1 protein-coding gene is annotated in these 3,846 nt (G+C 42.7%); it reads left to right on the top strand.

What is annotated here, in order from left to right; translation table 11 throughout:
* Positions 1-553: 553 nt before the first annotated feature.
* Positions 554-3,846, top strand: a 3,293-nt coding sequence (locus tag J2756_RS11660; protein WP_209585588.1) for a chitobiase/beta-hexosaminidase C-terminal domain-containing protein, incomplete at its 3' end; no start/stop codon positions are given.

Genomic DNA, 3,846 nt, shown 5'->3' with positions numbered 1-3,846 from the left:
ACAGTAAACGCAGCAACAACAACCAAAACAATACCAATGAAAACCACAGGAATGCCAATAACAGCCTTAGTATCAGCACTGCTCATGATAGGAAGTGGAATAGCCATAAGCAGGAAAAAATAACCCCCTTTTTATTTTTTTTAATTTTTAAAATGAATTTAAAAACTAGTTTTGAAGTTGTTGTTACATAATAAAACATTTTAAAAGCTCTAAATTTGAATATAAGTTCTTGAATAATATTAATTTTTTACGTATTGCATGATCCGGGAAAAGATCGTGCAACAGCCAAACCTATCCACAAGAAAAATAAAGTCCCAGCTTTTCTTATTTTTTAAAAAGATAATTCACTAAAATAGAATGAAATTCAACTTAAAACTGCTTATTTTCAAGTATTTACTGAATATTCTTGTTTATATGCTTGTTTTGAATTTCAGGAATGCGTGAGATGGGGAGTATCTTTTTCAAGCCCTTGTAATTTGATCTAAAGGTTTATTTATAACGAGACATAATCCTTAACATGTCGGATTACTAATTATATGGAGGCGGATAAAATTTGAAAAACTATGTAATATCACTAGCACTCGTATGTGCCATGGTATTCACTCTTTGCGGAAGTGTATCTGCAGATGTTATTTCATCCAACGCCGATGTGAATTTAACAGTGGCGAATGATGCAGGTGCAAGATTTAACGATAACGATAATGTTACAGGTCAAAACAACACCTACAACTTCTTCAATTCCTCGGCTCAAAGTGCAACCCAGGGACAGAACGCCCTGCACGTAACCACGAGCAACACTAGTGATTATGGGAGTGTGAATTTCACAACTGCCCAGTCCGGTACCATCTACCTGAGCGATACCGGAGGAAGGGGGTGGGATGATGATGGAATACTCATGATCGCAGTTAATGGAACGATTCCAGATAACTTCAAGATCCACATAACTGCAAGTGGTTATCAGTGGACTCCGGTAGTAGAAACATCTCATCCCTCTCTGGATGCTCTTACCTACGTTCCAGCAACAGTTAACGAGACGTTTACAAAGGCTGATTTTATTTATGGTCCTCAGACTTGGAAGCCATGTCCTGCCTATAATTATTCCATCTACGAAGGTCAGGACACTTCAAATTCATCCAACACATTCTACATCATGTTCGTGGACCTGTGGGCAGGACTCTTTGGGACCAACACAAGGAGTTTATATCCAAGCACGACTTTCATGGACAATGGGATGATAAAGATCAAGTACGAAATTGAAAATCTCGCGGACGGATCCATGGTAGCCTTTGGAGGCTACGCGTACTGTCAGTACTCAAAACAGGGCACTGGAGTTCGATGGGTTAACCGTGTTGGAAGCACTGGAGCATCAGGTTACTACGTCAACGGTGTTACTGAACCTACAGTTGCAAACTTCTCTTCAGACAAAACCAAGGGCACTGTGCCATTCACAGTACAGTTCACTGATAAATCAACTGGAACCGGCCCATTCACATACCTTTGGGACTTCGGAGACGGCAGCACATCAACTGAACAGAACCCAAGCCACACCTACACAACCATAGGCAAGTACACAGTAACACTAACAACAACCAACAGCCTGGGCAGTTCAGTGAAAACCCTAAACATCACAACCAGTGACAAGGATATTCAGGCACCAACACCTTCAGCAGACCTGCCAGAGGGAACCTACAACACCAGTAAGCTCGTCAACTTGATTGCTCTGGATGATCAGGATTCTGATCCTAAGATATACTACACGTTAAATGGAGACGATCCCACAACGAGCAGTACTCTCTACAATGGACCGATAAGTCTTGATAATGAAGGAAACACCATCTTGAAGTTCATAGCTGTGGATGCTTCTGGAAACATCTCGGACCTTATCACGCTGCTTTACACCATCGATAAAACAGCACCGACAGTAACAAGCAGTCCAAGTGGAACTAGCTACAACACCACCCAAAACGTTGTACTAACAACCACAGACGCAACAAACACAACAACTTACTACACAACCGACGGTAGTGATCCAAGAACCAGCAGCACGAGAAGTGTCTACAACGGTGCAATCACCATCAGCAACACAACAACAATTAAATACGCAGCAATCGACGCAGCAGGTAATTGGAGCCCTGTCTACAACGAAACCTACAACATGGTGGACACTGAAGCACCTGTAGCTTCAGCAGATGTGAAAGGCGGATCCTACACTACAGATCAGATTGTTAAGTTAAGTGCAACTGACAACATGGATCCTAGTCCCAAGATCTACTACACCCTTGATGGAACCAACCCAACAACCAACAGCACACTCTACGACTGGCCAATAAGTATCAACCTTGTTGGAACCACTGTTCTGAAGTTCATTGCAGTGGATGCAGCAGGATACATCTCAAACGTGATCACAGAGGTCTACGCACTGGACAAACCAGCAGCAGCCGGTACATGGAACAGCACCATACTTGACAGTAACAGTATGTACAATTCAATTGCAGTTGATGCATCTGATAATCCACATATAGTCTACTACCAGAAGGCCGAGTCAGATACTGCATATCCCGAGCTTAAATATGCATACAAGGACAGTACAGGATGGCATACAGAGACCATTGAATCAACTAAATCAGGGTCTGGTTACTACGTCTCATTGGTACTTGATTCTCAGGGCAACCCACACATAGCCTACAGTGAAAGTACACCTGACATACTGAAGTACGCATACAGGGACAGTACAGGATGGCACATCTTCAATCTGGTCAGCAACATAGATGTTTCCTACATCAACCTGGTTCTCTACAAGGATCAGCCAATGATCAGTTACTACGAGAATACAGAAGAAAAGGTTAAGTTCATGTACCTCAACGGTAGTGGCTGGGTTCAGGAAACTGTGACCCCAACAGCACAGTATGGTCACTGGAATTCCCTTGCAGTTGATTCAAATGGAAATCCATTCATCAGCTTCTACAGTTTAGGTACCACCAATATTAAGTGCGCCACAAGGGTAGCACCAGGACTGTGGCAGATGAACAAGGTGGATGATTCAGGTGACACTGGAATGTGGAACTCCATTGCAGTTGATGCTGAAGGTAACCCACACATCAGTTACATCGTTAACGCAGGTAACTACCTCAACGCTGGTGACCTAAGGTACGCTTCATGGAACGGTACACAGTGGATCATTGAAACAGTAACTACCCTGAAGGCTTCAGCCTGTAAATTGCTGTTGGATCAGTCAGGAAATCCAAGGATAATATACACTGACTTCACAAGTGGAAACCTGAAGTACGCCTACAAGGAGGGTACAAACTGGATCACCAATTTCATAGACACAATTGACGGTGCTGGAAACTGGTTATCCATTGCAATGGATCCATCAGGAAACCTCAGTGTAAGTTACATGTCTGCGAACTCACGTTTGAAGTACGCAAACCTGGTACCCTTCACAGTCAGTGCAAGTCCAGCTGGAGGAAGTTACAACACAGCACAGAACGTAACCCTCACATCGGACAATGAAACAACGATCTACTACACCACAGACGGCAGTGATCCAAGAACGAGTAGCACTAAAACTCTTTATTCTACCCCAATTTTAGTGGAAAGTACCAAGACAATTAAATTTGCAGCAGTTGACTCTGCAACTAACTGGAGCGGAGTTTACACTGAAACCTATACTATTCCAGATATCAAAGCACCTGTTGTGAGTGTGGTTGATCCTGTGAGTAATGCTGTGAATGTGGCAACGAATAAAGTGATCACAATAACCTTCAACGAAGAAATAAAAAACGGAACCGGATGGATAGAACTAATAGACACACAAGGAAACACAATACCCATAACCACAACAAT

This window comes from Methanobacterium aggregans (assembly GCF_017874455.1).
GTDB classification, from domain to species: domain Archaea; phylum Methanobacteriota; class Methanobacteria; order Methanobacteriales; family Methanobacteriaceae; genus Methanobacterium_C; species Methanobacterium_C aggregans.
Note: the sequence above shows the minus strand (reverse complement) of the source record. Positions and strands in the feature narration are given on the sequence as shown.